Origin of the sequence: Ruegeria sp. HKCCA5491 (assembly GCF_013034565.1) — a bacterium.
In the GTDB taxonomy this organism is placed as follows: domain Bacteria; phylum Pseudomonadota; class Alphaproteobacteria; order Rhodobacterales; family Rhodobacteraceae; genus Ruegeria.
The window spans coordinates 288,677-313,759 of the sequence record NZ_WQGG01000002.1; the positions used below are offsets into that span (position 1 = coordinate 288,677).

The following is a 25,083-nucleotide window of genomic DNA, read 5'->3' on the forward strand; positions in this document are numbered from 1 at the left end:
GGGCCAGCCCTGTTTTCATGCAAACAGGGTTACAACAGGACGGCGCGGCACTCGGATATCCGGTGCTCCAATTGGAGTTCAGCCCCAGCGGCGATCCGGGCATCAAAGCTGTAGTCCATATCGGCCAATAGATACGCGACCTCAACCCAGCCACGCACACGCCAGCGTTTGGGCTGATGCTCCTCAACGCCTTCGGACAGCGCCCAAGGCAACACCGCTTCGAGCATCTGGTCAAATTGAACGCGAAGGATCTCTGCCGAATTCGCTTTGCTACCCAAGCGGGCCTTTTGCCGCGCAGCCAATGCTTCGAGCCGTCCTGAACATACGGCAAACAACTCTGCCCGGTCAGTGGGCTTGGAAGGAAGGGCTGCAACCGGCGAGGAAAACGTAACGGCAATCGTGACCACGATTAAAAGAAATCTGAAACATGACATGTGGTGAATGTAGCATGGATATTAATTGTATATACTTTAATTATACAAAATACATCGCGCTACGTGATCAAAACACAACATTGATATATGGTTTTAACCAATGTGGTCGCTAAATCGGGGCCCGATAAGGCGGAAAATTTGACTAGGTTGCTCCCACGGGGGAGTTGTAGCCGTATTCCTCACAGTATTCATTCAGAAGCGCCCGGGCTTGTGGTCCGATCACTTCCCACTGTTCTGCGTCGATCTGAGGTTTTTCGTGATGCTTGCCCTTATACAGCTTCTCGGCGTTTACAGGGCCGATATCCAGATTGTCCTTGTGAACCTTGAAACCTTTGTCCTGAAGAAAGTCGATCAGGGCCTCAGAGTCGGTTTCAATTCGGAATACAAAGTCCGGGTTCTGCCCACGAATGATGGACGCCCACAAGCCAAGCGACGCGATAGCCCGTTCGATATCAGTCTCAAAACCGTTCAGATCAATCCCTGTTTCCGCAAGAATGTGGGTCCGGCGAAACTCGTATGATGCAGGGGCATGTGCGTTTTCGCGAATAATCGAGGGAATGGCTGTGGCCGGATCCCGAGCCGTCTGGATCATGAATTGCCACTTTAGGGCTTTGCGCGTTTGGGCGACCGGGTCAGCGGCCCAAGGGTTTTCCGCCGCGTCCACCGCAAACATCCACGAACTAATGCCGTCCTTACCGTCAGCTTCGTGACCGACATCCAAGCCGGACTTGGTACACAGTTCGGCCACGAAACCAGTTCCGGTTCGAGGATGACCTACGCATAAAATTGGTCGTTGATATACATGCTGAACATGGTGCTTCAACCGACGCTCAAACTCGGTAAGTTCAGTGCCCCGATTGTGTTTCTTCAGGTATTCCAAGCGGTTTTTCTTGGGGTGAATGTAGGAATCCGTTGCGCCTTCGGACCAGGACAAATCCGAAGCAACAGGCGGGAAAATCGTGAGAGAATCCTCGGGCGTCGCAACCTCGCCATGCAAAAACACATCCGACGTTGTGTCCACACGGTCGAAGCGATCAATGAGCTTTGCGGCAAACCCCGAAGTGAGCGCATAGCACGGGTTCGACATTCTGACCTTGTGATTTGTGCGGAACCGCTTGAAACGACCATGATCCTTGGACAATGCCCACCCAAGTCGCAACATCATTGTTGATCTTGGGGTGAAGTCGATGTTTCCACGCTCGATCCCGTGCCAGAGCTTTCGCAATACACGCGACGTCCAAGGGTGGAGCACAATATCATCTTCCATCACGAGGACCCGACCGTCTTGCTGACTGGTAAGCCGCCATATGTCCAAGTGACTGGCAAAGTTTGCGACCTGCTGAGGAATCAGCACGTTGTTAGGGCAATCGCAATCGTTCATCCCGCACCGAAAACACGGCGGGAACGTCGCTATGCGTTGTTCTTCATAGAGCGACTGAACGGCTGGATGATCCGGCGTAAAAGCGTCATGCCATTCAAATGCAGTGATCCCGTACTCTGCCAGATGAGAAGGGATACGATCGCGACGTTCCTGAGCCTCGGGAAGGCTCAAGACAATAATCCGGTCGATAATGCCCTCAAAGACACCGAGTCCGGTGGACGGACGCGGGTCAGATCCGAACAGCATTTACGACTTATCCCAATGAGGCGTTTGCCGCGCTTTCAGGCAGTTCTTCGTCAAAGCAGCGCTGGTAGAACTCGGCAACCGTCTGACGTTCAAGTTCATCACATTTGTTCAGGAAAGACAGGCGGAACGCGTAGCCGACATTGCGGAAAATTTCGGCGTTTTGCGCCCAGTTGATGACCGTTCGGGGGCTCATGACTGTGGACAGATCGCCATTCATGAAGGCGGTTCGTGTCAGGTCTGCAACAGTGACCATCTGGCTAACGATCTTGCGTCCTTCCGCCGTGTTATAATGAGGGGCCTTGGACAGAACGATCATCGTTTCAGCGTCATGGCTGAGGTAGTTCAGCGTTGCGACCAAAGACCAGCGGTCCATTTGCGCCTGGTTGATCTGCTGGGTGCCGTGGTACAGACCCGTCGTGTCGCCCAGACCAACGGTGTTGGCGGTTGCGAACATGCGGAAATACCGGTGCGGCGTCAGGATTTCGTTCTGATCCAGCAGGGTCAGGCTGCCGTTGGCTTCCAGCACGCGCTGCAGCACGAACATCACGTCCGCGCGCCCGGCGTCGTATTCGTCGAACACGATCGCAACCGGATTGCGCAGGGCCCAAGGCAGAATACCTTCGCTGAATTCGGTGATTTGAACGCCGTCGCGCAGTTTGATCGCGTCTTTGCCGATCAGGTCGATCCGGCTGATGTGGCTGTCGAGATTAACGCGCACGGCGGGCCAGTTCAGACGCGCGGCAACCTGTTCAATATGCGTCGACTTACCCGTGCCGTGATAGCCTTGGATCATCACCCGGCGGTTGTGGGTAAATCCTGCCAAAATCGCCAGCGTGGTATCAGGGTCGAACTTATAGGTCGGATCAATCTCGGGCACCCGCTCGGTCACTTCGTAGAAGCGTTTGACCTGCATGTCGGTGTCGATGCCGAAGACTTCGCGAACCGAAATCTCTTCTGATGGTTTTGCGTTTGCGTCAATCGGCCAATCCATGCCTGTCGTCCTTATCCTGATACCGCAGCCTCACGAGGGGCCTTCGACACTGTGTGTGGTGCAACATATTGAGAGCAAGGGCAAGGGAAAGCCGCCTGAGCAGTGGCGCAGGCGGGTGTTTCTTCGGTGCTGGCCTGAAAGTCGTGTATTTTTCGTCACTGAGAAATGTCGCTGAGGGCCTTTGGGGCTGTGTCGCTTCACCAGCCCAGGGCGAGTTTGACATGTTTCCCAACCATTCATTCTGAGCCGGTCATCGGTCGTCTGTCGGGACGTTTTAGCAATTCTCGGATGGCTCTGCGGCAATCACCCGAATAGTCGCCTGCGCGCCTTTGATTTGCGTTAATTGACAATTAAGGTGATAATACATGGTGTTTTTTGTATGAGTGCAGAGTGTTGGTCATGGGTTCCAAGATCAAAGCCTCTTTTGATTGCTGCGTCATGTCGGGCGGTGGTCGGACTGTTTTGATACCTTGCAGGGCTAGGGGCGCGGTCCATGCCATTTGTCGTGCTCCTTCATAATGTCGGGACCACCGGTGGTGGCGACTATATCGTTCGCAACTCGACCCAAACCGCGATCATTGATGGCCAGACAATTTCGTTTGATGGGGGAACGACCTTTCAGCCCTATACCTATCTTGGTCAAGGGAACTATCGGGGCACAGGGGAATCCGGTGAATTTATCCAAGTTGGCGGCAATATCTATGCCTGGGATACCGATGATCCGACTGGCCCAATGCAAACCGGAAATTGGAAGATTGATGAGGGCGATCTCGACCCAACGGACCCGCCATGCTTTGTGGCGGGAACATTAATCGAGACAGATCGGGGTCCACGCCCGGTAGAAGACCTGAAAATTGGGGAATGGGTTCGCGGGGCAGGGGGACAATCTCTACCCATTGTCTGGATCGGTCAGCGAACCCTTACTTCGCAGACCTTGCGTATACAGCCAAAGTACCGGCCAGTGCGGATCCAACGGGACGCGTTGGGTGCGGGATTGCCCAACCGGGATCTATATGTGTCACCCCAGCACCGGATCGTTCTCGAGGGGTGGCGGGCCGAATTGCTGTTTGGTGAAGAGAGCGTATTTTGCGCCGCTATTCATCTGGTCAACGGAGATACGGTTCATCAAGTGCAAGCAGATAAGCCGGTGACGTACTATCACATCGCCTGCGAGGAACACGCTACACTGACTTCCCACGGTTTGCACAGCGAAAGCCTGTATCTGGGGGATCGCGCGCTAAAGTCCTTTCAGCGCGAGGACGTCGCCGAATTGCTTGCGTTATTTCCCGAACTGGAAGGTACCAGATCAATGCTAAAAACGCGGCTGCGTTGCCTCAAGCGGGCCGAAGCCAACGCATTGCAAGGTTTGTTTTAGCGATGTGCCGAATTACTTAAAATTCCGGCTGTCCTTGATCTGATCCCAGGCCCAGACGACTTCTTGCAGTTGTTCTTCCTGGGACCGGTCGCCGCCGTTCATATCCGGGTGCAGTACTTTGATCAGTTTTTTGTAAGCCTTACGCACCTCGGCTTTGGTCCAACTGTCATTGGCTTCCAGAATCTCAATCGCGCGGCGTTCAGTGGGGGGTAGACGGCGGCCACCGCCGCCGGAAGTACGGCCAGGGTTCTTGGTGGCGTTTGCGCCCAGAACCTGATGCGGGTCTTCTATGCCCAAACGCGCCCATGCACGGGCTTCGGGGTCACCCATGGGCTTGGTTTCACGTTCCCACACTTTGTCCTTCGACCGCTGCGCGTTCAGTTCGGCCTCGGTCGTGCCGTCGAAGAAGTTCCATTTCTGGTTGTATTCGCGCACGTGTTGCTGGCAGAACCAGAAGAAATCATCCAGCACATCCGGCGCTTTGGGCGCGCGGAACTTGCCCGCCTCTTCACAGCCTTCATGGTCGCAGATTCGCACCGATGTCTCAGACGCGCCCGACATCCCTCGGCGCCCGCGCGGGTTCTTTTTCTTGGCGCTGGAGACGGACATATCGAATCCGAAAGGGTCTGATTTCGTCATGCTGTGATCCTTAAGAACGCATCTTCTCGACTCGGAGGCAGCAGTTTAGTCTAAGCAGCCGAAAGTAGAAGAGGGGGGCGGTAAAATTTTTACCGCTAGGCGTAAAAATGACTGTGACCGACGAAATCCGAACCTGCCTGCAAGCTGCCTTTGATCCGCATGAGCTTGAGGTAGTTGACGACAGCGAAAGCCATCGTGGGCATTCGGGGTATCAAGAGGGCGGTGAGAGCCATTTCAACGTCCGTATCCGCGCGGCCGCTTTCAAGGGGCAATCCCGAGTCGCGCGTCACAGGGCTGTGCATAAAGCGCTCGGCGATATCGTGCCACGTATTCACGCGCTGGCGCTGGATATTGGGGAGTAAATGCGCCAACTCGTTTATTGAGGAGGGGGAGATGGAAGACACAGAGACAACCATAATTCTCGAGTCGACTTTGACTTGTCCCGCTTGCGGACATGTCGAAACGGAAACTATGCCAACAGACGCGTGCCAGTGGTTTTACGAATGCAAATCGTGTCGTGAAATCTTGAAGCCGCTGGAAGGTGATTGCTGTGTCTATTGCTCCTACGCGACAGTGCCATGCCCGCCGATTCAGGCGGGGCAGGCGTGCTGCGGATAAGTTCGAACTTGGCTAGGGTTTCTCTTGTTGCTCGGGTGCTTCTGCCGCTTTTAGCGACAGTGGGGGTTCTTTCACCTCTTCGGCAATAGGGGCTGGGGCCACAACGGCCTCGGGTCCGGGCAAGGGCTGCGCCAGCGGTACACCCTCGGGCGTTTCGCTTGGGCCACGGGTTGAGACAAAGTTCACTTCAATTTCGCGCCGAAAGACCAAAACATTGCGCCAGTTCACGGTAGAACTGGTCAGGCCCGAACGCTCTTCGCTGGGCAGTAATTCCGCGCGCTGGTATTCCCAGCCGTCCTGACCCATCTGGTTCAGCACCTGTTCAATCGAGACGGCAAACCGGTCTTCGGCGGTCTTGGCCCCTTTCGCCTTGCCGCCTTTTTGCGGGGCGGGGACAACTTTGTATTCGTAGCGCGGCATCGGTTCTTCCTACCTGTTCGTTCCCGGCAATCTAGCATGTTGAGGCTATTGGGAAAGTCATCTTCGCGCAGTCCGCAGCGTGTGTTGCCACGCCACAGCGCAAAAGAAAGGCGGCAGAGGGGATGCCCCTTGCCGCCCTTGCACTAATTTTCGATGACTTAGTCGCCTAGTTTCTTGCTCACCAGCTCGTTCACAGCTTTGGGGTTGGCCTTGCCGCCGGTGGCCTTCATCACCTGACCGACGAACCAGCCCGCTAGTTTCGGGTTCACCTTGGCCTTTTCAACCTGAGCGGGGTTGGCGGCGATGATCTCGTCCAACGCAGCCTCAATCGCGCCGGTGTCGGTGACCTGCTTCATGCCGCGCTCTTCCACGATCTGCGCGGGGTCGCCGCCTTCGGTATAGACGATCTCGAACAGGTCCTTGGCGATCTTGCCTGAGATGTCTCCCTTTGCCATGAGCAGTTGGATAACCGCGAATTGGGCCGGCGACATTGGACATTCGCGTATGGTCTTGCCGTCTTTGTTCAACCGCCCGAACAGTTCGTTAATCAAGAAGTTCGCGATCTTCTTAGCGTCAAAGCCGATACCTTTAGTTGACTTCGAGTGTGGTTTAAGGAGAGGGAATCCTCCTTCTTCAAACGCTGCAACACACCCTTCGAAATAGTCGGCTGCTTCAACTTCGGCGGTCAGGACCGAGGCGTCATAGTCGGTCAGGCCAAACGCCTCGATGAACCGCGCTTTCTTGGCGTCGGGCAGCTCGGGCAGTTTGGCGGCGATGTCGTCCACCCACGCCTGCTCGATCTCAAGCGGCAGCAGGTCGGGGTCGGGGAAATAGCGGTAATCATGCGCTTCTTCCTTGGATCGCATCGAGCGTGTCTCGCCCTTGTCCGGGTCGTACAGGCGGGTTTCCTGCTCGACCTCACCACCACCTTCGACAATGGCGATCTGACGGCGGGCTTCAACCTCAATGGCCTGTTGAATAAAGCGCATCGAGTTCATGTTCTTGATTTCGCACCGTGTGCCCAGATGCGAGAAATCCTGTGTTTCCTGATATTTCTCATACGCACCCGGCAAACAGATCGACACGTTGACGTCCGCCCGCAGGTTGCCGTTCTGCATGTTGCCATCACAGGTGCCCAGATACCGCATGATCTGGCGCAGCTTGGCGATATAGGCGGCGGCTTCTTCGGGGCCACGGATGTCGGGGCGGCTGACAATCTCCATCAGGCAGACGCCGGTCCGGTTCAGGTCGACAAAGGACATATGCGGGTCCATGTCGTGGATGGATTTACCCGCGTCCTGTTCCATATGGATGCGCTCGATCCGAACCATGCGCGCGGTGCCGTCGCCCATTTCCACCAGTACTTCACCTTCGCCCACGATGGGGTGGTAAAGCTGGGAGATCTGATAGCCCTGCGGCAGGTCGGGGTAGAAATAGTTCTTGCGGTCAAAGGCCGATTTCAGGTTGATATCCGCCTTAAGGCCCAGCCCGGTGCGCACCGCCTGTTCAACGCAGTATTCGTTGATGACCGGCAGCATCCCCGGCATCGCGGCGTCCACAAAGGCCACGTTCGAATTCGGCTCCGCCCCGAATTGGGTCGATGCACCAGAAAACAGCTTGGCGTTGGATGAGACCTGAGCGTGCACCTCCATCCCGATGACCAGTTCCCAATCGTGCTTGGCCCCGGCAATGGTTTTGATTTTGGGCATTTCGTATGTCAGGTCGAGCATGGAGCGCCTCTATTTCCGCAGAAGTCTAAGCCTGCGTATTAGGCGCGCTGCGCCAAAGGAGCAAGGGGGAATCAGTGACCTGACAGGTGCAGACCCGAAGGCGTAAAGGTGACGTCCATGCCGCTGCGCAATTCTTCACGGAACAAATCGCCAATCGCACGCAGGGCATCGCGGTGACCACGCGCCGCAAACCTCTCGGGCGAGTTGATGCGGACCGAGTTGTTGAACCCATTCGCAGCATGCGCCCAGATCAGCGGATGCAGCTCGGTCATGTGGTCACGGATCAGCCAGTTCGCAGCCTCATGAATTTGCGCGCGTACTTCATTGGCTTTTTCGTTCAGGCCAAGCCCGTTCTGAATGGTGATGGCGCAATAAGCGGCCAACATGTTGACGGTTTCCTGATCGGGGCGTTGACGCAGGATGTCACGCAGCCCTTCCAGGAAATATTCCACGTCCAGCCGGGCACATGCCTCTGGATCAAGGGCAATCGCGTCGAACTGCGCCCAGGTATACCCGCCAGCACCCCAGATTTCGTGTGTCCGTGCGGCATTGCGAAGGGCCTGAACCTCAAGCTCTTCATAGCTGCCGAACCAACGCGGCAGCAGGTGGGTGCCCATAGCACGCATGTGACGCTGATTGTGCGGGTCCAGAGTAATCAGACGCTCGTATTTGTCGGCCACCCGGATGTTCGACTTACGTTGCCCGGCCAGCAGAGCGCAGTCGGCCGCAGCAACAAGCGGGCTTTCGGGTGCGGCCTCGCGGCATTTCGGAAGGATTGCTGCCGCCCGGTCGAAATGTGCAGCGCAGCGCGATTGGTGCAAGGGCGGCAATTTCGCGTCTACGGAGGTCCCGCGCCATGCCCAGGCCAAATCAATATGTGCAAGTGCAACAACCAGTGCGATCATCGGATCGCCTTCGTGCTCTCGCATTTCGTCTTCCAGTTCGGAAATGCCACACAGCACGTCATAATCAGACAGCGCTTTCCAATCAGAAAGCGCGTGCTCAACCGCCAGAACAACGTCGGCGCGGGCACCAAACGCCAGAAGGTCTGCAATCGGCATACCGTCAGGCGCAGACTCCCGAGCCTCGTCCGCGGCCCGCATTTGCCGCGACAGCTCGGACCAGCGGCCCTGACGCGCCAGATGACGCCCGGCTTCGATCGTCTTGCGACCCACCAGATCCTCGGCCTGAAGCTCTGCTACAGGGATATTCAACTGCCCCTGATCAGGCATTGCCGCAGCGACCTCAGGCGAAAGCGCCAAGTCGGACGGCATCGGCAGAGAAGAAGCCTGTGCGTTGGATGAAGAGGTGCGGAACAACCGGAACATGGTGAAACTCGGAACTGTAAAAACTGGAAACTTAGGAACCAAGTTTCTCTGGAATTTGCATCAAATTCAAGATTTGGGGGGGTATTTGTGTCGTTTTGGTGAACAGTGAGACTTTTTTCCCGGCATTGCCGTCAGAATACACTGAAGTGATGCCGCTCCACTCGGATCCCGGCCCGCTCAAAGATGGACTCAAACTCTGCGTGTGGGGGGATCGACTCATCCGGCAGCCGAATTCGTTTTCCCGAGATCGTAATCAACGAAACGCGCACGGAAAAATCCCAGCGGGTGTCAAAGCGGACATAGTCAATTTCCGACAATTTCACCTCGGCTGTTCGATTGCCGGTGAACCAATTCAGCTTGTTCTGATCAAGCGACAGGCCCGCGCTGGTATCCCGTACAACGTCCCAAAGGGCCGGCAGCGTAGGAAGCGCCAGCAACCCAATCAGCCACCAGACGGCGTCAAACAGGATCACCAGCGAAATCAACGCCGCATACACAAGGATCAGAATCACGACCGTTCGGGGTGTTCGGTTATGACGTGTATAAGTGAACGGTGTCATGCGCCCAGAATACGCGAGACCATTTCGGTCGTATCACGCGACAAGTCCGCTGTATCGGCAATGCGCCTCAGGTGCGTGCGGATCAGGTCCTGACGGCCCGCGTCATAGCGTTTCCAAGTCTGAAAGGCCGAGCACATCCTTGCGGTGGTTTGCGGGTTGACCGGATCCAGCTTGATCAACCAGTCGGCCAGCAACGCATACCCAGCGCTGTCTTCGCGGTGGAAGCCAGCGTGATTCATCGCCAAAGACCCCATGACCGCGCGGAATCGGTTTGGGTTTTTCCAGTTGAAATCTGGATGCTCAGTCAGTTTGCGTGCTGAATCCGCAGCGGATTCAGGTGCGGCCATCGCGACCTGTAGGCCGAACCATTTGTCCACCACAAGCCGATCGTGCTTCCACTGATCGTAGAAGGTGGTCAATTCAGCCTCACCTTTGCCAGCGCGCAGTAGGCAGGATAGGGCGGAAAGTTGCAGGGTCATGTTGTCAGCGGTCTCATAGCTGACAGCGGCCTTGGCTCCGCCATCCAATCGCGTGGTCAGCGCCAGTGCCGCCCCACCCAGCGCACGCTTGCCTGATTGATCGGCGTCAGGACTAAAGGGCGCATCAATCATGGTTTCGCTGTGCAGGCGCGGTAGCAAGTCCTGCACGTGTTGCGCCGTGACCTGCCGCAGGGTTTCTACTGCGGTCCAGATCGCCATTGGATCAGGTGTTAAACCGCGTTCGTGCAGAGCTGCCGCCAGTTCCGATTGTGTCGGCAGGCCCAGCATCAGTGCACGATATGCCGGGTCAAGATCACGATCGCGCAGCACGGCCAGCAGCCCGTCAAGATAGTCGGCATCAGGCGACGCGCCGGCTTGGATCATCGCCAACAGAGTGTCTTCGGCCAACGAACGCCCGGCCTGCCAGCGGTTGAACGGGTCCGTGTCATGGGCCAGCAGGAAGGCGCGTTCGGTGTTGCTCTGATCTTGTTCAAGAATGACCGGGGCCGAGAAATCCCGCAGGATCGAAGCCGTCGGTTTGGCGGCCAGCCCTGTGAAGGTAAAGCTCTGGCTGGCCTCTGTCAGTTCCAGCACCTCGGTCGCGCGGACCTCATCCCCGTTGGGGCTCAGCAGGCCCACGGCCACCGGGATCACCTGCGGCAGTTTCTCATCCTGCCCCGGGGTCGGTTCGGTGCGTTGCGACAGGGTCAAAGTATAGGTGCCGTCTGCCCAATCCTCGGCCACGGTCACGCGGGGGGTGCCGGATTGGCTGTACCAGCGTTTGAACTGTGACAGATCACGGCCCGTCGTATCCTCGAACACTTTGATCCAGTCTTCGATGGTGCAGGCCTGACCGTCGTGACGATCAAAATACAGGTCCAGCGCCTTCGTGTACGCCTTATCCCCGACCAGCCGTTTTAGCATCCCGATGACTTCGGCGCCTTTTTCGTAGACGGTGGCGGTGTAGAAGTTGTTGATTTCCTGAAAGCTTTCGGGTCGCACCGGATGGGACAAAGGCCCGTTATCCTCGGGGAATTGCCGCGCGCGCAGGTCGATGGCATCGTGGATACGTTTCACCGGGGCCGAGCGCATGTCGGACGTGAACTGCGCATCGCGGAACACGGTCAGCCCCTCTTTCAAACACAGCTGAAACCAGTCGCGGCAGGTGATGCGGTTGCCGGTCCAATTGTGGAAATACTCATGGGCAATGATCGCCTCGATCCGTTCGAAATTCATGTCGGTTGAGGTCTCGGGGCTGGCCAGAACGGCGGAAGAGTTGAAGATGTTCAGCCCCTTGTTCTCCATCGCGCCCATGTTGAAATCGTCGACGGCCACGATGTTGAACACGTCCAGATCGTATTCCCGGTCATAGACGTCTTCATCCCATTTCATAGATTTTTTCAGCGCTTCCATACCAAAAGCGCATTTACCTTCGTCGCCGGGACGCACCCAGAGGTTCAGTTCGACGTCCCGGCCCGACATGGTGGTGAATCGGCCGGGATGCGCGATCAGATCGCCCGCGACGAGCGCGAACAAATAGGCGGGTTTAGGCCATGGGTCGGTCCATTCGGCCCAGCCTTCGCCTTTGCCGCTTGGGTTGCCGTTGGACAGTAACACCGGAAGATCGCCGTTGATGCGCACGGTAAAGGTGGACATCACATCGGGACGGTCGGGGTAGTAGGTGATCTTGCGGAACCCTTCGGCCTCGCACTGGGTGCAGTACATGCCGTTCGACATATACAGCCCCTCAAGCGCGGTGTTGTTGCCGGGGTCGATCTCAACCTCAGCCTCCCAAACAAAGGGTGCATCGGGGGCAGGGGCGGTCAGACCCTTGTCGGTCACCTCGGGCGTGACATCGATGCCGTCAATGGACGCGCGGATCAGGGTCAGGTCTTCGCCGTGCAAAAAGAATGTGCGGTCCGTCGCCTCAGGGTTGGGGCGGAACGCAATGCGCGAGGTGACGCGGGTGGCGTGTGCGGCCAGATCAAAGGTCAGATGCACGCTATCCACGATGTAGCCGAACGGCGTGTAGTCTTTCAGGTAGATCGTTTGGGGGGCAGCGTCGCGCATCGGGACCTCGCATCATTTGATAACTGGCGCGACGTTATGGCCTGAGGCGATGGGCTGCAACAGCGGCTTCATTGCCTTGTCGTATTTGAAGCAGCTTCGTGCAACGCCGAAGGGTTTAAATGTGACGTCGAAAGTTGCCTATCGGAAACAATCGGCCTAAATGCAGGCTGCATACAATGGCGCACAATGGCGGAGAGACACCAAATGAGCAGCAGACAGGCACGCAGCGGACTTCAGGTCGATACGGTTCTGGCCGAATTCATCGAGGGCAAGGCCCTGCCGGGAACCGGTGTATCCGCCGATACGTTCTGGGATGGTCTGTCGCGGATGGTAGCCGAGTTGGGACCGAAAAACCGTGCCTTTCTTGCCAAACGAGAAGAGCTTCAGGGCCGGATCGACGCATGGCACGTGGACCGCAAAGGTCAGGATCATGACGCCGACGCCTATCAAGCCTTCTTGCGTGAGATCGGTTATCTGGTCGAAGAAGGCGAAGATTTTCAGATCAAAACCGCCAATGTCGACCCTGAGATTGCCACCATTCCCGGCCCGCAACTGGTTGTGCCAATCACCAATGCCCGCTTTGCGCTGAACGCCGCCAATGCACGTTGGGGCAGCCTGTACGATGCGCTGTATGGAACCGACGCGATGGGTGATCTGCCCGCCGCTGGAGGGTATGACGAAGCGCGCGGCGCCGGTGTGATTGCCTGGGCCAAAAGCTTTTTGGATGATGCTGTGCCGCTGACCGCAGGGTCGTGGGCCGATGTGTCCGATCTGCGCGTCGAAGGCGGTGCGCTGGTACCCGCGCTGGCCGACGCTTCGGCATTTGTTGGCTTTGGCGGTGAGGCTGAGAAGCCCGATTTCGTACTGCTGAAGAATAACGGGCTGCATGTGAAAATCGTCGTCGATGCCTCTAGTAATATTGGCGCGGCTGATCCGGCTGGAATTGCTGACGTTCATCTGGAATCGGCGCTGTCCACGATTATGGACTGCGAGGACTCGGTCGCCTGTGTGGATGCCGAGGACAAGGTCGTGGCCTATGGCAACTGGCTGGGTCTGATGAAGGGTGATCTGGCCGAAGAGGTAACCAAGGGCGGCACCACCTTCACTCGGAAGCTGGCTGATGACCTGACCTATACCACCGCAGGCGGCGAACAGGCCGTGTTGAAAGGCCGCTCGCTGATGCTGATCCGCAATGTGGGCCACCTGATGACCAATCCGGCCGTTCTGGACGGTGATGGCAATGAGATTGGCGAGGGCCTGATGGACGCGCTCTGCACCACGCTGATTGCGATGCATGACCTGCAGCGTGAGGGCGGAAACTCGGTCAAGGGGTCGGTCTATGTGGTCAAGCCAAAGATGCACGGCCCCGCCGAAGTGGCCTTTGCGGTTGAGATTTTCGATATGGTTGAAGACATCCTTGGCCTGCCGCGCAACACCGTGAAATTGGGCATCATGGATGAAGAGCGCCGCACCTCGGCCAACCTGCGGGAATGCATCCGCGCCGCGAAATCGCGTGTGGCCTTTATCAACACCGGCTTTCTGGACCGCACGGGGGATGAGATTCATACCTCGATCGAGGCAGGCCCGATGTTGCCCAAAGGCGATATGAAAGCGACACCGTGGATTGCGTCTTATGAGGATCGCAATGTCAATATCGGTCTGGCCTGTGGTCTGAAGGGCAAGGCGCAGATCGGCAAAGGCATGTGGGCGATGCCCGACCGGATGGGGGACATGTTGGATCAGAAGATCGGCCACCCGAAGTCCGGCGCGACCTGCGCTTGGGTGCCGTCACCGACCGCCGCAACCCTGCACGCCACGCATTACCATAAGGTCGACGTTCTGGCCCGTCAGGATGCGCTTGCCGCCGGTGGAGCACGCGGCACGCTGGATGATCTGCTGACGGTTCCGCTGTTGGGCGAGCGTAACCTAAGCGATGATGAAATTACGCGTGAGGTCGAGAACAACGCGCAAGGCATTCTTGGTTATGTGGTGCGCTGGGTCGATCAGGGTGTGGGCTGTTCGAAAGTGCCGGACATCAACGATATCGGCCTGATGGAAGACCGCGCGACTTGCCGGATTTCATCGCAGGCGCTGGCCAACTGGCTGCATCATGATGCGGTCAGCGAGGAACAGGTGATGGCCGCGATGCAGAAGATGGCCGCCGTGGTGGATCGTCAGAATGAGGGCGACCCAAGCTACCGCCCGATGGCTCCTGATTTTGACGGTATTGCGTTTCAAGCGGCCTGTGATCTGGTTTTCAAAGGTCGGGTGCAGCCCTCGGGCTATACCGAGCCGGTCCTGCACGCCCGCCGTTTGGAGCTGAAAGCCAGCTTGGGTTGAGTGGATAGGATGGGAACGAGGGGGCTGTCTGCCCCCTCGCGCTCCCCCGAGGATATTTTTGGCCAGATGAAAGGGATCAGGGTTGGTTGTTACATTGCGTAAGGCGCGCACCATTGTGCGCAAAGCTTTGGAAAAGGGCCGTGAGTTGGAATTAAAACCGCTTTCGGTTGTAGTTCTGGATGCCGGCGGGCATGTGATTGCGTTTGAACGCGAAGATGGTGCCGCGCCAGGCCGCTTTGCGATTGCGCAGGGCAAGGCCTATGGCTCGGTCATGCTGGGCATAGCGGGCACGGCGCAGATGGCGCGGGCCGAGGCGCAGGCTTATTTCATGGCCGCCGTGAACGGAGTGTATGGCGGGCAGGTCGTCCCGGTTCCGGGCGGCGTGTTGCTGCGCGATAAGAAGGGCGCTGTGATTGGGGCTGTCGGCGTGACCGGCGATACCTCGGACAATGATGCGGTTGCGGCGATGGCTGGGATTGAGGCTGCTGGTCTGGTCGGCGAAGTCTAATTGGTTGAAATATTCCGCGAGCAGCAGATGCTCTTTGATCTGCGGAATTCGCGGAACGACGCCAAAATGGGCAAGTGCCGTCACAGGTGCCCTAATGTGCAGGGGTGAACATGTACTTGCGCTGATACACAGGGGGTGTGCTATTGCACGCTTTTGACCCTGCGGATAGCTTTCGTGAAACGCGCAACAGATTAGGAAAGCGGAATGTCTCGGCCCGTCGTCGGTATCATCGGCAACTCTTACCTTATGAACGATGAATACCCGACCCATGCGGGCGGGACAATGAATTCTGAAGCCGTGGCGAACGTGTCGGGCTGTCTGCCGCTGCTGATCCCGGCTGATCCGCGTTATGTCTCGGTCGAAGAATTGCTTGAGGTGTGCGACGGCTTTCTATTGACGGGTGGTCGGCCAAACGTTCACCCGGAAGAATACGGTGAGCCCGAGACCGAAGCGCATGGTGAATTTGACCGTGCGCGTGACGCGATCACCCTGCCGCTGGTGCGGGCCTGCGTCGAGCGAGGGCAGCCGTTCTTTGGTATCTGCAGAGGGTTCCAAGAGGTCAACGTCGCAATGGGCGGGACGCTGTATCCGGAAATCCGCGAGCTGCCGGGTCGGATGAACCACCGTATGCCGCCCGATGGAACGCTGGAAGAGAAATTCGCGCTGCGCCATATCGTGACCCTGTCCGAAGGTGGTGTGTTCCATCGGCTTATGGGGGCTTGTGAGGTGATGACAAACACGCTGCATGGGCAGGGTATCAAAACCGTGGGACATAGGATCGTGATTGAAGGCCATGCGCCGGATGGGACGCCAGAGGCGATCTATGTCAAGGATGCGCCGGGCTTCACCCTGTCGGTTCAATGGCACCCGGAATGGGATGCTGAAAACGATCCCGTGTCGCGGCCGTTGTTCAAAGCGTTCGGAGCAGCCGTTCATGCTTGGTCTGAAGGGTCCGGCGCGAGGCTCATCCAGCAGAGTGCGTAATTCGTGCGCCGGTCCGGGAGAGAAGAACCAGACCGGCGCAACGCGATCAAACCAGCAGATTGAACTGATTGATCAGGGGTAGCGTCCGCGCGCGTTCACCTGTCAGGTCAAAAAGCGCATTTCCCAAAGCTGGCATGGACGGAGGTGTTCCAGGTTCACCAACACCACCCAGACGCGGGTTGGTTTCAAGAACCCGAATTTCGGTGAGCGGAGCGTTGTGCATCCGCAGGGCGTCATAGTCGGGGAAGTTGTACTGTTCGACTTCACCGTCCGAGAAAGTAATCTCGCCCGTTACCGCCGCCGACAGACCATAGATCATGCCGCCGACCATCTGTGCCTTGACCGTGCCGGGGTCCAGCGCGAGGCCGACGTCACAGGCGATCCACGCCTTAGCGATGCGGATGGTGCCATCTTCGTCAACAACTTCGATCACTTGTGCGACTGGCGTACCAAAGCTGTAGGTCATCCCAACGCCGCGCCCGACGCCATCGGGGGTTTCACCGGTCCAGCCGGACATGTCCTTGACGGCCTGCAAAACACCCGCAGCCGGGGCGAATTCGGCCTTGGCCAGTTCCAGACGAAACTCCAGCGGGTCACGTCCTGCGGCATGGGCCATCTCATCCATGAACGTCTCGTGGAAGAATCCGTTATGGCTGTTGCCGACCGAGCGCCAGAACCCCACGGGCACGTCCAGATCTGCAATGTGACCGCTGATGCGATAATTCGGCACCGCATAGGGTTGGTTGAACAGACCTTCGACCAGCACCTTGTCAGGGCCGCCGCCCGGCATACCGGTATACCGCTCGACAGCTTGCTGGGTGCAGGATTGGGCCGCAACCTTGCCGTCGATCAGGACCGCTGTACCATCCTTGACCGCACCCCGCATCCGCGCTAGCGCGCCGGGGCGATAGAAATCGTGGCGCATATCTTCTTCGCGGCTCCAGGTGGTCTGGACCGGAACGTTGGGCATGGCCATCGCGACCTTGGTGGCAATCTCGGCAAAGTCCAACTCTCCGCGCCGCCCAAAGCCGCCGCCCAGATAGGTGGTGTGAATTTCGACGGCATCCTTGTCCAGATTGGCGGTGTTTGCGGCGCGGATCAGCAACAGGGTCGGGGCCTGATTACCGCACCACAGGTCCAGCTTGGTGCCGGTGAACAGCGCGGTGGCGTTCATCGGCTCCATCGTGGAATGCGCCAGATAGGGCACGCGGTATTCGGCGGTGATCTCGGTCGCGCCGTCGGGCAACACGTCCACATCGCCATCGTCCCGCATGGTTGAGTTTGGCGCGTCGTCAAACGCCTGGGCGATGGTGGTGAACAGGTCTTCGGTCTCGGACGGGTAGGGGGCGTCGGCCCAATCGACGTCGATCGCCTCGACCGCCTGAATAGCCAGCCATGTGTTGGTGGCGACAACCGCCACTCCATTGCCCAGATCCACGACTTTTTCAACGCCGGGCATGGACTGGGCCGCGCTGGCATCAAAGCCGTTCATCTCGCCGCCCAGCTTGGGATTCATCCGAACCGAAGCGAATTTCAGACCTTCGGGGCGCACGTCTATGCCGAACTCGGCGGTGCCGGTGGATTTACCTACGATATCCACGCGCGGCAGATTCTGCCCCAGCAGACGCCAGTCCGACGGATCGCGCAGTTCCGCATGAGGCGGGTCGATCCGGCCTGCGGCTTCGGCCAGTTCCGTATAGGGGATGCGTGTGCCATCCGGTGCGATCACCACGCCCGCTTCGGTTTTCAACTGCGCGCGGTCAACGCCCAACCGGTCCGCCGCCGCTTGTTTCAATGTTTCCCGCGCGGTTGCTCCCGCCTCGCGCATACGCCCAAATCCGTCTTTCATCGAGGTCGAGCCGCCGGTGACTTGCAAGCTGAGGGTTTTGCCGAGGACACCAAGGGCTTCACCCAGATTGTGCTGGAAGTCGGAGATGTCATATCCCTTGTTCGGCAGACCTTCGCCAACCAGAGCAGAGTTATAGTAGGCTGCCGCAGCAGGACCATGCAGAACGCGGATATCGTCCATCTCGACGTCCAGTTCTTCTGCGATCAGGGCAGCCCAGGTGGTCATCACGCCCTGTCCCATCTCGGCGCGTGGGGCGAACAGGGTCACGCCCTGCTGGTCAATTAGAATAAACGGGCTGAGTGCGGTTTCACCTTTTGCCGGTTTCAGCGGGTTCGCTGCCGGACGGGTAACGTAATACGCACCAAAAGCAACGCCGCCGACGATAGCTGCTGAACCTATCAGGAATGTGCGGCGAAGGATTTTACCAACAGATGCCATTGTTTACGCCTCCTTCAACTTGGAAGCCGCATCGTGGATTGCGGCCCGGATGCGTGGATAGGTTCCACAACGACACAGGTTGCCCTGCATCGCGTCGTCGATGTCAGCATCTGTCGGAGAGGGGTTCTCGGCCAGCAAGGCCGCCGCTTGCATGATCTGACCTGATTGGCAGTAACCGCATTGCGCAACCTGATGGTCGACCCAAGCTTGCTGGATCTTGGCCATCGCGTCCGGAGTGCCGAGACCCTCGATGGTTGTTACGTCGCCCCAGACATCAGACAACGCAACCTGACAGGACCGCACGGCCTCGCCGTCGATATGGACAGTACAGGCACCACAGGCGGCAACACCGCAGCCAAATTTGGTACCGGTCAGGCCAACCTCATCCCTCAGAACCCAAAGCAGGGGAACATCGTCAGGCAAATCCACCTGGTACGACGTACCGTTAACGTTCAAATTGGTCGCCATGGTGTTCCCCTCTTGGCTTTGCTGACGTGCTGACATATTTAATACGAGATGTCAGTCAGTCAACTGACAAATGAAACAAAAAATGTCAAAGGTTCAGATGAGAGACTTTGCGCTCGACGAAAAAACCCGGGCTATCCTTGAATCCGCTCTGCGGGTCTTTTCGACCTATGGATTCAAGAAGACCTCGATGGATGACATAGCAAAAGGTGCGGGGATGTCGCGCCCAGCTTTGTACCTGTACTTCGAGAACAAAGAAGCCATTCTGCGAAAACTGACAGAGCTGCACTACGAGGAAAAGAAAGCAGCCGTTGCCAAGGCGCTGAATGCGGACGGTCCGGTGTCACAGGTTTTCGGAAACGCGATCCGCGTTCAGACGGACGGGATGGCAGAGATCATGTCTTCAGCACATGGGCTCGAACTGCTGGACGCGGGTATTTCCATGGCATCTGACATTGTCACGCAAGGCGAGGCGCAGTTGCTGGAGCTTTACGCGAACTGGCTTGAACGCGAGGTAGAAAACGGGCGGATACGCCTGTTCGACAGCCCGCGAGAAACGGCCAGAATGATTGGCGCTGCTCTGCGCGGTAACAAGATCGCCGCCACGGATTACCAGCAGTTCGACCGCATGAACTCGAACTTTGCCACGATTGTCGGAGCTGGGCTTGCGCTCAGGTAACCCGCTGGCGTTGCTTGTATTCCGGGGTGTCCCACAACCGGTTCGCCATAATATCGGCCAGAATGTCCACCGCGCGTTCAACATCCTGCTCGTCGATAAATAACGGCGTAAATCCGAACCGCATGATGTCGGGCGCGCGAAAATCTCCGATAACTCCGCGGGCAATGAGCGCCTGCATAGCCGCATAGCCTTCTTCAAAGCGGAATGAGACCTGGCTGCCGCGCTGCTTTGCGTCGCGCGGACTGGCAAGGCGCAGCTCGGGGCAGGTGGCTTCGACCCGGTTGATAAACAATTCAGTCAGCGCGATGGACTTGGCGCGCACGTCTGCCATGTCAGCCATGTCCCAGATATCCATTGCAGCGGACAGGGCGGTCATCTGGATGATCGGAGGGGTGCCTACCCGCATTCTCTCGATCCCGCTGCCGGGGCGATAATCGAGATCGAAGGAAAAGGGGGCCTCATGCCCAAGCCAACCTGACAGCGCTGGGCGAACACGGTCAGTCAGGCGTGGTGCGACGTAGATGAACGCAGGCGCTCCGGGGCCGCCATTGAGGTATTTGTAGGTGCATCCCACCGCAAAGTCGGCATTGCAGCCAGACAAGTCCACAGGAATTGCCCCGGCAGAGTGGGCCAGATCCCAGACCGTGATGGTTCCGTTGGCGTGTGCAAGTTCCGTCAGCGCCTTCATGTCGTGCATCCGGCCCGACCGGTAATCGACTTCGGTCAGCATCAAAACGGCCACGTCCTCGGTGATGTTCGCAGCCACATCCTCGGGTGCGACAACGCGCAATTCATAGTCCGGCCCCAAAGAGCGCAGCAGCCCATCCACCATATAAAGGTCAGAGGGGAAGTTGCCGTTGTCCGACAGCACGACCTTGCGATCCGGGCACAGTTCCAGCGCCGAGGCCACCGCTTGATAAACCTTGATTGACAATGTGTCGCCGGTTACCACGCTGCCGGGCTCTGCTCCGATCAGTCGGCCGATGCGATCGCCCAATCCGATCGGAAACCCCATCCATCCGGCCTTGTTCCAGCCGGTGATCAGCATCTTACCCCATTCTTCGGTCATCATCTCAGCAACTCGCGACGTCGCTGCCTTGGGTACGGGGCCCAGCGAATTGCCGTCCAGATAAACCACGCCATCCGGCAGGTCGAACATAGCCTTGGTTGCTTTGAAGTCAGTCATTGGCGGGCCTTCGTCTTTGTGTGTCGACCAAGGGCTAGCCCATCCGACCTTGTCTGTCTATCGGCGTCGGTGAGGGTGAAAGGTGAGATAAATTTCCTGCGACTTTCTGCGATTTTGCGATTCCTGTCGGAAAGCGATAGATCATCATGCAAAAGCGACATTTAGCCTCGCTACCGAGCAGAAAGTTACTTAACCATGCGCAAAATTGACATACCTCCGGTCTGGTTGTTGGGCTGCGCGGTTCTGGCGTGGCTACAGGCCCGATACCTGTCGATGGGATTGTCGCTGGACGGTGGCTTCACGGATTTGCTGAGCGGCATTCTGATCGGAGGCGGGTTTATCCTTATCCTGCTTGCCATTACCGAGTTCCGCAAACACCGGACAACAGTTATCCCGCATGAAACGCCCAGTTCGTTGATTCAAAGCGGTATTTTCAAACGCAGCCGCAATCCGATCTACTTGGGTGACGTTCTGATTCTGACGGGGCTGCTTCTGCGCTTTGATGCAGTTTTATCGCTGGCACTGATACCTGTTTTTGTCTGGCTGCTGGAACGGCGTTTTATTCTGCCCGAAGAAGATAGAATGCGCAGAACGTTCCGCGCAGACTTCGCGCGATACGAGCGTAGCACGCGCCGATGGATCTGAGGACTCACGTAAAATGACACCACGTTAATATTGCTGCGCTTGCGAAATAATATTGCGCAGGATACATGGATGCTTGATGAACAATACCGACCACCCGCTCAATGTGAGTGAAAATTAGGGGGATAATGCCGGTGAAGATAGGAACACCAAAAGAGATTATGGACGGTGAAAACCGGGTCGCGATGACTCCGGACTCAGCCGTTCAGCTTCAAAAACTGGGCTATGACTGTGCCATTGAAACCGGTGCGGGTGCTGCGGCTGGATTCTCGGATGCAGCCTATGAAGCCGCAGGCGTTGAGATTGTCAAAACCGCTGCGGCCCTATGGAAGGCGGCGGATATTGTTGCCAAGGTACGTCAGCCGAATGAAACCGAGCTGAAGCGCCTGACCAAGGGCAAGACCTTGATTTCGTTCTTCAACCCGGCGGGCAATGAAGAAGGGATGGAACTGGCCAAGTCCAAGGGCGCGAACGTGATCGCCATGGAAATGGTTCCGCGTATTTCCCGTGCTCAGAAGATGGATGCACTGTCCTCGATGGCGAACATCGCGGGTTACCGTGCCGTGATCGAGGCCGGCAACAACTTTGGCCGTTTCTTCACCGGTCAGGTCACGGCTGCAGGTAAAGTCCCGCCTGCGAAGGTGCTGATCGTTGGTGCCGGTGTGGCCGGTCTGGCCGCGATCGGGACGTCGACCTCGCTGGGTGCGATCACTTATGCGTTCGACGTGCGCCCCGAAGTGGCCGAGCAGGTCGAATCCATGGGTGCCGAGTTCGTCTATCTGGACTTTGAAGAGCAGCAGCAGGATGGCGCAGCCACCGGCGGCTATGCGTCGGTCCAGTCCGAAGAATTCCGCAACGCGCAGCTTGCCAAGTTCCGTGAACTGGCCCCTGAAATGGACATCGTGATCACCACCGCGCTGATCCCGAACCGCGAAGCGCCCGAGCTTTGGACCAAAGATATGGTCGAAAGCATGAAGCCGGGTTCGGTTATCGTTGACCTTGCCGCGGAAAAGGGCGGCAACTGTAAGCTGACCGTCGCGGATGAGAAGATCGTGACCGACAATGGCGTGACCATCATCGGCTATACCGACTTCCCCAGCCGGATGGCGTCGCAGTCCTCGTCGCTCTACGCGACTAACATCCGTCACATGATGGCAGACCTGACGCCCGAGAAGGATGGTCAGATCAATCACGACATGGAAGATGACGTGATCCGCGGGTCGACCGTGACCTTTGAAGGTGAGATCACCTTCCCGCCACCACCGCCCAAAGTGCAGGCCATCGCGGCGCAGAAAAAGCCCGAGGTCAAAGAACTGACCCCGGAAGAGAAAAAGGCGCAGGAGATTGCGGCGTTCAAGGCGCAGACCAAGCAGCAGTTCACCCTGCTGGGTGTCGGCGGCGCGCTGATGCTGCTGGTTGGTCTGGTCGCTCCGGCCAGCTTCATGCAGCACTTCATCGTGTTCGTGCTGGCCGTATTCGTGGGCTTCCAGGTGATCTGGGGCGTGGCGCACAGCCTGCACACCCCGCTGATGGCGATCACCAACGCGATCTCGTCGATCATTATCGTTGGGGCGCTTATGCAGATCGGGTCGGGTTCGTTCCTGGTCATTCTGCTGGCGGCGTTGTCTGTCTTTATGGCCGGGATCAACATCTTCGGCGGCTTTCTTGTCACCCGGCGCATGCTCGCCATGTTCCAGAAATCTTAAGGAGGCCGGGTAGATGATTGGCTTCACCACTGCCGCTTATGTTGTCGCGGCTGTCCTTTTCATCCTGTCTCTGGGCGGGTTGTCGAACCAGGAAAGCGCCAAACGCGCTGTCTGGTACGGCATTGTCGGTATGGTGCTGGCGGTTTTCGCCACGCTGGTTGGTCCGGGTTCCGGCCTGTGGCTGCTGTCGCTGTTGCTGATCGCAGGTGGCGGTCTGATTGGTTCCTACGTGGCCAAACGCGTGCAGATGACCGAGATGCCGCAGCTTGTGGCCGCGATGCACTCGCTGGTGGGTCTGGCGGCTGTGTTCGTTGGTTTCAACGCGCATTTTGAGATCGGCAACGTTGCGCAGGTCATGGCGATTGCTGACAGCGCGAAAGAGGCGGACCTGTCCGATCTGGGCGCATTTGCCAAGCTGATCGCCAAGAAAACGGCGGCGGAACTAACCATCCTGCATGTGGAACTGTTCCTGGGTATCTTCATCGGTGCGATCACCTTTACCGGTTCTGTCGTGGCTTATGGCAAGCTGGCGGGCAAAGTGACATCTGCGGCGACCAAGCTGCCTGGCGGTCATGCGCTGAACGCGGCGGCGGCGGGTCTCTCGCTGATCTGTCTGATCTGGTACACCGCGTCGGGTGGTCTGTTCCCGCTGATCCTGATGACGCTGGCGGCGCTGTTCATCGGCTATCACCTGATCATGGGTATTGGTGGTGCGGATATGCCGGTGGTTGTGTCGATGCTAAACTCGTATTCGGGTTGGGCTGCGGCAGCGATTGGTTTCAGCCTTGGCAACGACCTGCTGATCGTGGTCGGTGCGCTGGTCGGTTCGTCCGGTGCGATCCTGTCCTACATCATGTGTAAGGCGATGAACCGGCACTTTGTCAGCGTGATCCTGGGCGGCTTTGGCGGCACCTCGGGCCCGCAGATGGAAGTTGAGGGCGAGCAGGTGGCGATTGACGCGGATGGCGTGGCCGCTGCTTTGAATGACGCTGACAGTGTGATCATCATTCCAGGTTATGGTATGGCGGTTGCGCAGGCACAGCAGTCGGTTTCCGAACTGGTCCGCAAGCTGCGTGCCAAGGGCAAAGAGGTGCGTTTTGCGATCCACCCCGTTGCGGGTCGTTTGCCGGGTCACATGAACGTGCTGCTGGCCGAGGCGAAGGTGCCTTATGACATCGTTCTGGAAATGGATGAGATCAACGAGGACTTCCCGGAAACGGATGTGGCCATCGTAATCGGCTCGAACGACATCGTGAACCCTGCGGCGCAGGAAGACCCCAACAGCCCGATTGCCGGGATGCCGGTTCTGGAATGCTGGAAGGCCAAGCAGGTGTTTGTGTCCAAACGTGGTCAGGGAACTGGCTATTCGGGCATCGAAAATCCGCTGTTCTTCAAAGAGAACACGCGCATGTTTTATGGCGACGCGAAGGCTTCGTTGGACAAGCTGCTGCCGATGATCGACTGATCTATCCTTATAGGTAGATTGGAAAGGGCGCCGATGGGCGCCCTTTTCTTTTTGGTGAATGATGGGGGGCTTTGCCCCCCAAACCCCCCAGGATATTTCTGGCCAGATGAAGCGGGCGAGATGTGGTATCTTTGGGGAGAAGGTATTCGCGAATGGGTAGGTTTTGCAGAAAGTAAATGGCATAGGCGGCGTGTTCTTTCGCGCTCGTGATCCGGAGGCGCTTGGACGGTGGTATGAAGAGCATCTTGGTGTGAACCAGCTCAACCCGCTGCCTTGGAAACAGAGTGCCGGGTATACGGTCTTTGCGCCATTCGCGCAGGATACGGATTATTTCGGGCGCACCGAACAGCAATGGATGATAAATTTTCGAGTGGACGACTTGGGCGCGATGATCGCGCAGCTTGAGGTCGCTGGAATCCCTGTGGAGACTCGGGCCGAATGGGACAGCGAGGTCGGAAAATTCGCCAGACTTCACGACCCCGAGGGCAACCCGATCGAGCTGTGGCAACCAAATCAATGAGATAGCGGATTTGTATACCGTTGTATCCTT

The 25,083-nt window shown here is 57.6% G+C and carries 23 protein-coding genes; 11 read left to right on the plus strand and 12 right to left on the minus strand.

All coding sequences use genetic code 11. From position 1 onward, the window contains the following. Positions 1-29 precede the first annotated feature (29 nt). The 3 genes from GOV88_RS05170 to cobS all read right to left on the minus strand — a co-directional run bounded on the left by GOV88_RS05170 (position 30) and on the right by cobS (position 3,052). A complete protein-coding gene (locus GOV88_RS05170; protein ID WP_171120696.1) occupies positions 30-407 on the minus strand; it encodes a hypothetical protein in 378 nt (125 codons plus the stop codon). Between the two features lie 169 nt (positions 408-576). Beyond that, a complete protein-coding gene (locus GOV88_RS05175; RefSeq protein ID WP_171239735.1) occupies positions 577-2,061 on the minus strand; it encodes a glycosyltransferase family 25 protein in 1,485 nt (494 codons plus the stop codon). Positions 2,062-2,068: 7 nt separating this feature from the next. Continuing rightward, entirely contained in the window at positions 2,069-3,052 is a 984-nt protein-coding gene (gene cobS, locus GOV88_RS05180; protein ID WP_171122549.1) for a cobaltochelatase subunit CobS, read from the minus strand. 493 nt (positions 3,053-3,545) lie between these two features. On the opposite strand from cobS, the gene GOV88_RS05185 reads away from it, so the two are divergent. Continuing rightward, positions 3,546-4,427, plus strand: a complete 882-nt coding sequence (locus GOV88_RS05185; protein WP_171239736.1) for a Hint domain-containing protein — start codon at positions 3,546-3,548, stop codon at positions 4,425-4,427. A gap of 12 nt (positions 4,428-4,439) precedes the next feature. Here GOV88_RS05185 and GOV88_RS05190 read toward each other — a convergent pair whose 3' ends face one another. Continuing rightward, complete coding sequence (locus GOV88_RS05190; protein ID WP_171120706.1) at positions 4,440-5,066, minus strand: J domain-containing protein; 627 nt, start codon at positions 5,064-5,066, stop codon at positions 4,440-4,442. Positions 5,067-5,173: 107 nt separating this feature from the next. Here GOV88_RS05190 and GOV88_RS05195 point away from each other — a divergent pair, with 107 nt between their 5' ends. Both GOV88_RS05195 and GOV88_RS20445 read left to right on the plus strand, forming a co-directional pair. Then, positions 5,174-5,428 (plus strand): BolA family transcriptional regulator, encoded by a 255-nt coding sequence (locus GOV88_RS05195; RefSeq protein WP_171120708.1) that lies wholly within the window; start codon positions 5,174-5,176, stop codon positions 5,426-5,428. A 31-nt stretch (positions 5,429-5,459) separates the two neighbouring features. Beyond that, positions 5,460-5,684, plus strand: a complete 225-nt coding sequence (locus GOV88_RS20445) for a GDCCVxC domain-containing (seleno)protein (RefSeq protein WP_254449169.1) — start codon at positions 5,460-5,462, stop codon at positions 5,682-5,684. Between the two features lie 12 nt (positions 5,685-5,696). Here GOV88_RS20445 and GOV88_RS05200 read toward each other — a convergent pair whose 3' ends face one another. The 5 genes from GOV88_RS05200 to pepN form a co-directional block, all read right to left on the minus strand. Continuing rightward, positions 5,697-6,104: a DUF4177 domain-containing protein gene (locus GOV88_RS05200; protein ID WP_171239737.1), complete on the minus strand. Its 408-nt coding sequence runs from the start codon at positions 6,102-6,104 to the stop codon at positions 5,697-5,699. A 158-nt stretch (positions 6,105-6,262) separates the two neighbouring features. After that, a complete protein-coding gene (gene gatB / locus GOV88_RS05205; RefSeq protein WP_171239738.1) occupies positions 6,263-7,834 on the minus strand; it encodes an Asp-tRNA(Asn)/Glu-tRNA(Gln) amidotransferase subunit GatB in 1,572 nt (523 codons plus the stop codon). Positions 7,835-7,905: 71 nt separating this feature from the next. Then, positions 7,906-9,162, minus strand: a complete 1,257-nt coding sequence (locus GOV88_RS05210; protein ID WP_171239739.1) for a hypothetical protein — start codon at positions 9,160-9,162, stop codon at positions 7,906-7,908. A gap of 131 nt (positions 9,163-9,293) precedes the next feature. Next, positions 9,294-9,722, minus strand: coding sequence for a hypothetical protein (locus GOV88_RS05215; protein ID WP_171210442.1), 429 nt, complete (start codon positions 9,720-9,722; stop codon positions 9,294-9,296). Continuing rightward, positions 9,719-12,271, minus strand: coding sequence for an aminopeptidase N (gene pepN / locus GOV88_RS05220; protein WP_171239740.1), 2,553 nt, complete (start codon positions 12,269-12,271; stop codon positions 9,719-9,721). The genes GOV88_RS05215 and pepN overlap by 4 nt, the downstream gene beginning before the upstream one ends. Positions 12,272-12,475: 204 nt before the next feature. On the opposite strand from pepN, the gene GOV88_RS05225 reads away from it, so the two are divergent. From GOV88_RS05225 to GOV88_RS05235, 3 genes are all read left to right on the plus strand, one after another. Further along, positions 12,476-14,611: a malate synthase G gene (locus GOV88_RS05225; protein WP_171239741.1), complete on the plus strand. Its 2,136-nt coding sequence runs from the start codon at positions 12,476-12,478 to the stop codon at positions 14,609-14,611. 82 nt (positions 14,612-14,693) lie between these two features. Next, positions 14,694-15,119, plus strand: coding sequence for a heme-binding protein (locus tag GOV88_RS05230; protein ID WP_171239742.1), 426 nt, complete (start codon positions 14,694-14,696; stop codon positions 15,117-15,119). A gap of 204 nt (positions 15,120-15,323) precedes the next feature. Beyond that, the gene (locus GOV88_RS05235; protein ID WP_171120725.1) at positions 15,324-16,103 is read left to right on the plus strand and encodes a gamma-glutamyl-gamma-aminobutyrate hydrolase family protein; all 780 of its coding nucleotides are present in this window, start codon (positions 15,324-15,326) and stop codon (positions 16,101-16,103) included. Between the two features lie 46 nt (positions 16,104-16,149). Here GOV88_RS05235 and GOV88_RS05240 read toward each other — a convergent pair whose 3' ends face one another. Together GOV88_RS05240 and GOV88_RS05245 are read right to left on the minus strand one after the other, a co-directional pair. After that, positions 16,150-18,390, minus strand: coding sequence for a xanthine dehydrogenase family protein molybdopterin-binding subunit (locus GOV88_RS05240; protein ID WP_171239743.1), 2,241 nt, complete (start codon positions 18,388-18,390; stop codon positions 16,150-16,152). A 3-nt stretch (positions 18,391-18,393) separates the two neighbouring features. Continuing rightward, the gene (locus GOV88_RS05245) at positions 18,394-18,858 is read right to left on the minus strand and encodes a (2Fe-2S)-binding protein (protein WP_171120729.1); all 465 of its coding nucleotides are present in this window, start codon (positions 18,856-18,858) and stop codon (positions 18,394-18,396) included. Between the two features lie 82 nt (positions 18,859-18,940). On the opposite strand from GOV88_RS05245, the gene GOV88_RS05250 reads away from it, so the two are divergent. Beyond that, entirely contained in the window at positions 18,941-19,534 is a 594-nt protein-coding gene (locus GOV88_RS05250) for a TetR/AcrR family transcriptional regulator (RefSeq protein ID WP_171122568.1), read from the plus strand. Here GOV88_RS05250 and kynU read toward each other — a convergent pair. Next, complete coding sequence (kynU, locus tag GOV88_RS05255) at positions 19,527-20,720, minus strand: kynureninase (RefSeq protein ID WP_171239744.1); 1,194 nt, start codon at positions 20,718-20,720, stop codon at positions 19,527-19,529. The two genes, GOV88_RS05250 and kynU, sit on opposite strands and share 8 nt — an antisense overlap. A 195-nt stretch (positions 20,721-20,915) precedes the next feature. On the opposite strand from kynU, the gene GOV88_RS05260 reads away from it, so the two are divergent. From GOV88_RS05260 to GOV88_RS05275, 4 genes are all read left to right on the plus strand, one after another. Further along, positions 20,916-21,365 carry an isoprenylcysteine carboxylmethyltransferase family protein gene (locus tag GOV88_RS05260; protein ID WP_171239745.1) on the plus strand — a complete coding sequence of 150 codons (450 nt, stop codon included), beginning with the start codon at positions 20,916-20,918 and terminating at the stop codon, positions 21,363-21,365. A gap of 131 nt (positions 21,366-21,496) precedes the next feature. After that, positions 21,497-23,068, plus strand: a complete 1,572-nt coding sequence (locus GOV88_RS05265) for a Re/Si-specific NAD(P)(+) transhydrogenase subunit alpha (RefSeq protein ID WP_171120734.1) — start codon at positions 21,497-21,499, stop codon at positions 23,066-23,068. Between the two features lie 13 nt (positions 23,069-23,081). Beyond that, a complete protein-coding gene (locus GOV88_RS05270) occupies positions 23,082-24,533 on the plus strand; it encodes an NAD(P)(+) transhydrogenase (Re/Si-specific) subunit beta (protein WP_171239746.1) in 1,452 nt (483 codons plus the stop codon). Positions 24,534-24,696: 163 nt separating this feature from the next. Further along, the gene (locus tag GOV88_RS05275) at positions 24,697-25,053 is read left to right on the plus strand and encodes a VOC family protein (RefSeq protein ID WP_171120739.1); all 357 of its coding nucleotides are present in this window, start codon (positions 24,697-24,699) and stop codon (positions 25,051-25,053) included. Positions 25,054-25,083 lie beyond the last annotated feature (30 nt).

Excerpts from the sequence above, each read along its gene's own strand:
- GOV88_RS05240 (WP_171239743.1), bottom strand. The coding sequence starts at position 18,390 with ATGGCATCTGTTGGTAAAATCCTTCGCCGCACATTCCTGATAGGTTCA.
- GOV88_RS05190 (WP_171120706.1), bottom strand. The coding sequence starts at position 5,066 with ATGACGAAATCAGACCCTTTCGGATTCGATATGTCCGTCTCCAGCGCC.
- GOV88_RS05210 (WP_171239739.1), bottom strand. The coding sequence starts at position 9,162 with ATGTTCCGGTTGTTCCGCACCTCTTCATCCAACGCACAGGCTTCTTCT.
- GOV88_RS05200 (WP_171239737.1), bottom strand. The coding sequence starts at position 6,104 with ATGCCGCGCTACGAATACAAAGTTGTCCCCGCCCCGCAAAAAGGCGGC.
- GOV88_RS05250 (WP_171122568.1), top strand. The coding sequence starts at position 18,941 with ATGTCAAAGGTTCAGATGAGAGACTTTGCGCTCGACGAAAAAACCCGG.
- GOV88_RS05175 (WP_171239735.1), bottom strand. The coding sequence starts at position 2,061 with ATGCTGTTCGGATCTGACCCGCGTCCGTCCACCGGACTCGGTGTCTTT.
- GOV88_RS05235 (WP_171120725.1), top strand. The coding sequence starts at position 15,324 with ATGTCTCGGCCCGTCGTCGGTATCATCGGCAACTCTTACCTTATGAAC.
- GOV88_RS20445 (WP_254449169.1), top strand. The coding sequence starts at position 5,460 with ATGGAAGACACAGAGACAACCATAATTCTCGAGTCGACTTTGACTTGT.
- GOV88_RS05225 (WP_171239741.1), top strand. The coding sequence starts at position 12,476 with ATGAGCAGCAGACAGGCACGCAGCGGACTTCAGGTCGATACGGTTCTG.
- GOV88_RS05185 (WP_171239736.1), top strand. The coding sequence starts at position 3,546 with ATGCCATTTGTCGTGCTCCTTCATAATGTCGGGACCACCGGTGGTGGC.
- GOV88_RS05245 (WP_171120729.1), bottom strand. The coding sequence starts at position 18,858 with ATGGCGACCAATTTGAACGTTAACGGTACGTCGTACCAGGTGGATTTG.
- GOV88_RS05195 (WP_171120708.1), top strand. The coding sequence starts at position 5,174 with ATGACTGTGACCGACGAAATCCGAACCTGCCTGCAAGCTGCCTTTGAT.
- GOV88_RS05270 (WP_171239746.1), top strand. The coding sequence starts at position 23,082 with ATGATTGGCTTCACCACTGCCGCTTATGTTGTCGCGGCTGTCCTTTTC.
- GOV88_RS05260 (WP_171239745.1), top strand. The coding sequence starts at position 20,916 with ATGCGCAAAATTGACATACCTCCGGTCTGGTTGTTGGGCTGCGCGGTT.
- kynU (WP_171239744.1), bottom strand. The coding sequence starts at position 20,720 with ATGACTGACTTCAAAGCAACCAAGGCTATGTTCGACCTGCCGGATGGC.
- GOV88_RS05215 (WP_171210442.1), bottom strand. The coding sequence starts at position 9,722 with ATGACACCGTTCACTTATACACGTCATAACCGAACACCCCGAACGGTC.
- pepN (WP_171239740.1), bottom strand. The coding sequence starts at position 12,271 with ATGCGCGACGCTGCCCCCCAAACGATCTACCTGAAAGACTACACGCCG.
- gatB (WP_171239738.1), bottom strand. The coding sequence starts at position 7,834 with ATGCTCGACCTGACATACGAAATGCCCAAAATCAAAACCATTGCCGGG.
- cobS (WP_171122549.1), bottom strand. The coding sequence starts at position 3,052 with ATGGATTGGCCGATTGACGCAAACGCAAAACCATCAGAAGAGATTTCG.